We start from the raw sequence: 5,693 nt of genomic DNA on the forward strand, positions 1-5,693 counted from the left end.
CGGGCGCGGATCACGGCTGTGGGGGCAGGCAGACGAGGGCGGTGACCGCGCCGTCGAACCGCAGCGGCCCGGCGGCGTACGGCGCCACGACGGTGTCGCCGCGCACGATCGGCAGTACCCCGCCGTCCCAGGCCACCCGGCCGGCGCCGGCGGTGACGACCAGCACGGCGAAGCTCGCCTCCGGCAGGGTCACCGTCTCCGTGCACGTCACCTGCCAGGCTCGGAAGAAGGTGTCGGCCCGGGGCGCGAAGAGGCTGACCAGGTCGCCTCCGCTGGTCCGGGACAGCACGGTCGGGTCGGGGGTCAGTTCGGTGAGCCGTCCGGCGTACCCGGCCAGGTCGAAGCAGGACAACGCGAGGTCCCAGCCCAGGCCGAGGGTGGCGGCCTCCGGTCCGACGCCGAACGCGGTGTGTTCGGCGAGGACGGAGAAGGACGTCGGTTCCTGGAGTTCGGCGATCAGTACCCCGGGGCCGATGGCGTGCGGCAGGCCGGCCGGTACGTAGAGCACCTGGCCCGGCCGGACCGGCAGGTCGTTCATGGCCGCGAGCATGGCGTCGGCGTTCTGGGCTGCGGTCCAGGCGCGCCAGTCGCCGGCGGTGACCGGGTCCCGCAGGCCCAGCCAGACCCGCGCCCCGGGTCGGGCGCGCAGCACGATCCAGCCCTCCGTCTTGCCGAACAGGCTGCCCAGGTGGGTACGGGCGAACTCGCGGGTCGGGTGGCAGTGCACCGGCAGGCGTTCCCCGGCGTCGAGGAGTTTGACCAGCAGGCCGCTCTGCCCGGCGAAGGCGTCGGCGACGACCGGTCCGAGCCAGCCGGTCGGGTCGGCGGCGACCAGGTCGCGCAGGGATCCGGCCGGGGTGCGGGACACCCCGGTGTCGGGTGGGGCGTGCGGCGGTCGGATCGCGGCGGGCAGCGCGGAGAGCGAGCCGACCCAGTCCTCGGGTCCGTCGACCGGCCGGTTGCCCCGGAACTCGCTGATCTGGCGGCCACCGGCGTAGTAGACGGGTACCCGGTTGTCGGTGAGGCGCAGCGGTTTCATCGGGGGCCTCCGGCGCGGTCGACGGGGTACAGCGGGCGGGGGGCCCGGGTGAACGTCAGGTAGTCCAGTCGGGGGGTGCTCGCGCCGGGCAGGTCGAGCAGGACGGCGTCGGTGTGGAGGCCCCGGAAGCCGGCCCGGTACATGGTGGCCGAGCGGACCACCACCACGTCGGCGTCGGCCGGTTCCAGGCCGGCGTGCCGGTAGCCGGCCGGGTCGAAGGTGGGTGCGGGTCGTTCGGTGACCAGGACGACCAGTCCGGTGCCGGTGTCCACGGTGGCCCAGCGGCCCATCGACACCTCCTGGCCGGTCATCGACTCGCCGCCGAGGACCACCGGGTCCGCGCCGGTGCGCACGACGGTGCCGCGCAGCGGTACCGGCGCCGACCAGCGGGCGTCGAGGGTGGCCCCGACGGGTGTGTCGACCGGTCCGCCCGGACCGGCGGCGCGGCAGGCGGCCACCGCCGGGGCGTCCACCACGGTGGCGTACGCGCGCAGTCCGGCGCCGTGGGTGAGCAGCGCGCCGATCACCTGGGCGTCGTCGGCGGTGGCCCCGGCGGTGGGCGAGTCGGCGGAGTGCACCAGCAGGACCGTTCCCGCGCCCGGTCGGGCCCGCGTGATCGCCTCGGTCACCGGTACCGCCTCGACGTCGAAGTCGGCCCGGGAGGCCCATGCCTCGTCGGCGAGCTGTTCGGCCACGGCCTGGGCGGCGTCGCTGTTGCCGGTGTGCGTGACGGTGACCCCGAAGCCGAGTTCCGGTACGTCCAGCCAGGGTTGGACCGGGAACAGCGACACGTCGAGGATGCCGCCGCCGGTGGCCTCCTCGGCCAGGGTGCGCAGCCGGCGCATCGGCGGGTCGGCGATGGCCTGCGCCTCGGCGGGTACCAGCATGGGCCGTTTGGCCAGGGCCGTGCCGACCGGTTCGCCCCGGGTCAGCATCCGCAGCAGCAGGGCCGCGCCGCGCCGGCCGGTGTCGGCCTGGTCGACGTGCGGGTAGGTGTGGTAGCCGACCAGCGCGTCGGCCGCGACCACGATCCGGTGGGTCAGGTTGGCGTGCAGGTCGTGGGTGACCACGATCGGCGTGTCCGGGCCGAGCACCGACCGGGCCGCCTCGGTCAGCGCCGCGTCGGCCGCCGGGTCGCCCTCGGCGACCAGCGCGCCGTGCAGGCTGAGGACCAGACCGTCGAACCCGCCGGCGGTCAGGCCGTCGCAGAGGAGGTCCCGGAGCCGGTCCAGCGCCGGGTCGGTCAGGGTGCCGCCGGACATCGCCCAGGCGCGCAGCAGCGGTACCGGTTGCGCGTCGGCGGCCCGCAGGGCCGCCACGGCCCCGGCGAGTTCGGTGTTGGTGCCGGCGGTGCGTCGGTCCGCCTCGGTGCCGAGCCACAGTCCGTGGGCGGTGAAGTCGTCCAGGGTGGAGGGTCGTGCGGAGAAGGTGTTGGTCTCCTGCACGATGCTCGCCACCGCGATCCGTGGGCGGGCCATCAGTGCATCACCCATCCGCCGTCGACGACCAGGAGCTGACCGGTGACGAAGTCGGCGTCCGGGCCGAGCAGGAAGCTGGTCGCGGCGGCCACGTCGTCCGGTTCGCCGCGCCGACGCAGGGACTGCACGGTGAACAGGGTGCGGGCCAGGTCGTCGGCGTCGCCGTACACGGCTTCGGCGGGGGTACGGATCGCGCCGGGTGCGAGCGCGTTGACCCGTACGCCGGCGGGGCCGAGTTCCCGGGCGAGGGACCGGGTGAGCCCGACCAGGGCGGCCTTCGAGGCGACGTAGTGCAGGTTGCCGGTGCGGCCGAGCAGCGGGGTGACCGAGGACATCACCACCACCGCGCCGTGGCCGCTGGCGACCAGTCCCGCCTCGGCGGCCCGTACGCAGAGGAAGGTGCCGGTGACGTTCACCGCGAACACGTCCGCCCAGTCCCCGGCGGTCAGGGTTCGCCAGTCGCCGCTCGCGGCGACCGAGGTGGCCGCGTTGCAGACCAGCGCGTCGACCGGTCCGAGCCGTTCGGTGACGGCGGTGACCATGGCGTCGACCTGGTCCGGTTCGCGCAGGTCGGCGGCGACGGGCAGGCCGCCGATCCGGTCGGCGAGGGCGTGGGCCGTCGCCTCGTCGCCGGGCGGGTGGTGCACGGCGACGGTCGCCCCGTCGGCGGCGAGCCGGGTGGCGATCCGCTGGCCGATCCCGCCGGTCGCCCCGGTGACCAGGGCCACCCGGCCGGCGAGCGGGCCGGTGGGTGTGCTGGCGGCCATCAGAACCTCGGGAACTTGGCGCGGAACCCGGTGCGGGCGGGGTCGACGAACTCGCTGCCCTCGCCGTGCCGGCGGTGGTGTTCGGCGTAGAAGCGCAGCTTGTCCTGGTCGATCTGGACGCCCAGGCCGGGTCCGGTGGGCACCTGCAACCGGCCGTCGTGGAACACGAAGGGTTCGGTGACGATGTCGTCGGCCTGTTCCAGCAGGTGGGTGTCGATGGCGTGGCTGACCATCGTCTCGGCTCCGGCGAGATGCAGCACGGCGGCGGTGGAGATGCCCAGTTCCCGGTCGCTGTGCAGGCTGAGTCCGAGGTTGAAGGTCTCGCAGACCTTGGCCAGTTGCAGCACCGCACCCGGGCCGCCCCAGAAGTGCACGTCGCCGAGGATCACGTCCAGGGCGCGTTGCCGGACCGCGAGCGGGATCTGTTCGAAGGTGACGCAGCACATGTTGGTGGCCAGGGGTACCGGGGTGCGTTCCCGGACCAGGGACATGCCCTCGATGCCCCAGGTCGGGTCCTCGCAGAACTCCAGGCCGTAGTCGGCCAGTTCGTTGAGGACCCGGATGCTGGTCTCCACCGACCACACCGCGTTCGGGTCCAGCCGCAGGTACCGCAGCCGGTCGCCGAGGCGGTCGCGCATCAGCCGGACCGAGCGGATCTCCTGCTCGGGCGGGAGTACCCCGTTCTTGAACTTGATGTCGCGGAAGCCGTACCGGTCGAAGAGTTCCTCGGCGTGGTCGACGGCGTTCTCCGGCTGGTCGGCGTCGCCGACGTCGGTCATCGAGGCGTACCGGTAGAAGACGTACGCGGCGAACTCGACCTGCTCGGTCTCGATGCCGCCCCACAGGTCGCCGCAGCGTTTGCCGAGTGCCTTGCCGACCAGGTCCCAGCAGGCCATCTCGACGGCGGCGCCGGCCAGCTTGGCGGCGCCGACCAGGGCGAGCTGCTCGCTGGTCATCCGGAACACCCCGAAGCGGCGGGTGATCCGGCCGACTTCGAGGGGGTCGACGCCGACGAAGAGGTCGCGGTGCAGTTCCAGGGCGCGGACGATCTCGTCGCCGCCCCGGGTCTCCCCCACCCCGACCAGCCCTTCGTCGGTGATCAGCTCGACGATGGTCCGGGTGGTGCTCACCTCCACCCCGAACGACCAGCGCAGCGGGCGGCGCAGCGGCACGGTGACCGGGGTGGCCCGGAAGTCGATGATCTTCACTGGTTCTCCTCCTCGGCGAGGACCGCCCGGACGGCGGCCAGGGTGGCATCGATGTGGCACTCGTCGTGTGCGGTGGACACGAACCAGGTGCCCCGGGGCAGGACCCTCACCCCGTGACGGAGCAGGGCGTGGGCGAAGTCGGCGTAGCGGGCCCGGTCCGCGGCGAGGGCCTGCCGGTAGTCGCGGGGGCGGACCTCGCCGAAGCGCACCTGGAACACGGCCGGGTAGCCGACGATCTCCACCGGCACCCCGGCGTCCGCGAAGGCCTCCCGCAGCCCGGCCATCAGCCGGCCGCCGGTGGCCGCGATCTGCTGGTACGGTCGGCCGCTGCTGATCTCGGTGAGGGTGGCCAGGGTGGCGGCCATCGCCACCGACTGGGTGTTGTACGTGCCCCCGTGCAGCACCGTGCCGGTGGCGAGCAGGTCCATGTAGCGTCGGCGGCCGACCAGCGCGGCCACCGGGAACCCGTTCGCGATGGCCTTGCCGAGCACGGTGAGGTCGGGCACCACGTCGAGCAGCCCCTGCGCGCCGCCGGGACCGACCCGGAACCCGGTGATCACCTCGTCGAAGATCAGCACCGTGCCGGTGGCGTCGCAGAGTTCACGGACGGCCGCCAGGTAGCCGGGTTCGGGGAGGATGCCGGCGTTGTTGAACATGACCGGCTCCATGATCACGGCGGCCACGTCCCGTCCGACCAGTCGGGCGCGGAGCAGGTCGATGTCGTTCCAGGGCAGCACGGCCACGCCCGGTCCGGCGAGTTGGCCCGCCGATCCGGGTACCGGCACCGGGTCGGTGGCGGGGCCGGCGGTGGCCGGGTCGGGGGCCACGCTCCACAGCACGTTGTCGAACCAGCCGTGGTAGTGCCCTTCGAACTTGACCACGGTGTCCCGCCCGGTGGCGGCGCGGGCGACCCGCAGCGCGGCCTGCACCGCTTCGCTGCCGGAGACGGAGAAGCGGACCAGTTCCGCCGAGGGGACCAGGTCGACCAGGAGCCGGGCGGCCTGGAACTCCAGGTCGGTCTGGCCGGCGACGAGGATGCTGCGGTCGAGTTGGGCATGGGCCGCCTCGACCACCGTGGCGGGGCGGTGGCCGAGCAGCATGGGTCCCATGCCGAGGAAGTAGTCGATCAGGTGGTTGCCGTCCACGTCGGTCAGGACGGGGCCGTCGGCGCTGGTGAAGACCAGGGGGTGCGGGCGCAGCC

Annotated in this window: 5 protein-coding genes; all 5 read right to left on the bottom strand. The window is 73.7% G+C overall.

What is annotated here, in order from left to right; genetic code table 11:
* Positions 1–10: 10 nt before the first annotated feature.
* Positions 11–1,039 carry a class I mannose-6-phosphate isomerase gene (locus GSF22_RS29770; RefSeq protein WP_208817237.1) on the bottom strand — a complete coding sequence of 343 codons (1,029 nt, stop codon included), beginning with the start codon at positions 1,037–1,039 and terminating at the stop codon, positions 11–13.
* On the bottom strand, positions 1,036–2,532 hold the full coding sequence (locus GSF22_RS29775; RefSeq protein ID WP_208817238.1) for a M81 family metallopeptidase: 1,497 nt from the start codon (positions 2,530–2,532) through the stop codon (positions 1,036–1,038). Before GSF22_RS29775 ends, GSF22_RS29770 begins: the two co-directional genes overlap by 4 nt.
* Positions 2,517–3,284 (bottom strand): SDR family NAD(P)-dependent oxidoreductase, encoded by a 768-nt coding sequence (locus tag GSF22_RS29780; protein ID WP_208817239.1) that lies wholly within the window; start codon positions 3,282–3,284, stop codon positions 2,517–2,519. Before GSF22_RS29780 ends, GSF22_RS29775 begins: the two co-directional genes overlap by 16 nt.
* Positions 3,284–4,492 (bottom strand): enolase C-terminal domain-like protein, encoded by a 1,209-nt coding sequence (locus GSF22_RS29785; RefSeq protein ID WP_208817240.1) that lies wholly within the window; start codon positions 4,490–4,492, stop codon positions 3,284–3,286. The genes GSF22_RS29780 and GSF22_RS29785 overlap by 1 nt, the downstream gene beginning before the upstream one ends.
* On the bottom strand, positions 4,489–5,693 hold a 1,205-nt coding region (locus GSF22_RS29790; protein ID WP_208817241.1), incomplete at its 5' end, for an aspartate aminotransferase family protein. The genes GSF22_RS29790 and GSF22_RS29785, both read right to left, overlap by 4 nt.

Source organism: Micromonospora echinofusca (assembly GCF_017614955.1).
GTDB classification, from domain to species: Bacteria; Actinomycetota; Actinomycetes; order Mycobacteriales; family Micromonosporaceae; genus Micromonospora; species Micromonospora echinofusca_A.

What these genes read in the sequence shown, in the direction of transcription:
- GSF22_RS29770 (WP_208817237.1), bottom strand. Translation starts at nt 1,039, where the DNA reads ATGAAACCGCTGCGCCTCACCGACAACCGGGTACCCGTCTACTACGCC.
- GSF22_RS29775 (WP_208817238.1), bottom strand. Translation starts at nt 2,532, where the DNA reads ATGGGTGATGCACTGATGGCCCGCCCACGGATCGCGGTGGCGAGCATC.
- GSF22_RS29780 (WP_208817239.1), bottom strand. Translation starts at nt 3,284, where the DNA reads ATGGCCGCCAGCACACCCACCGGCCCGCTCGCCGGCCGGGTGGCCCTG.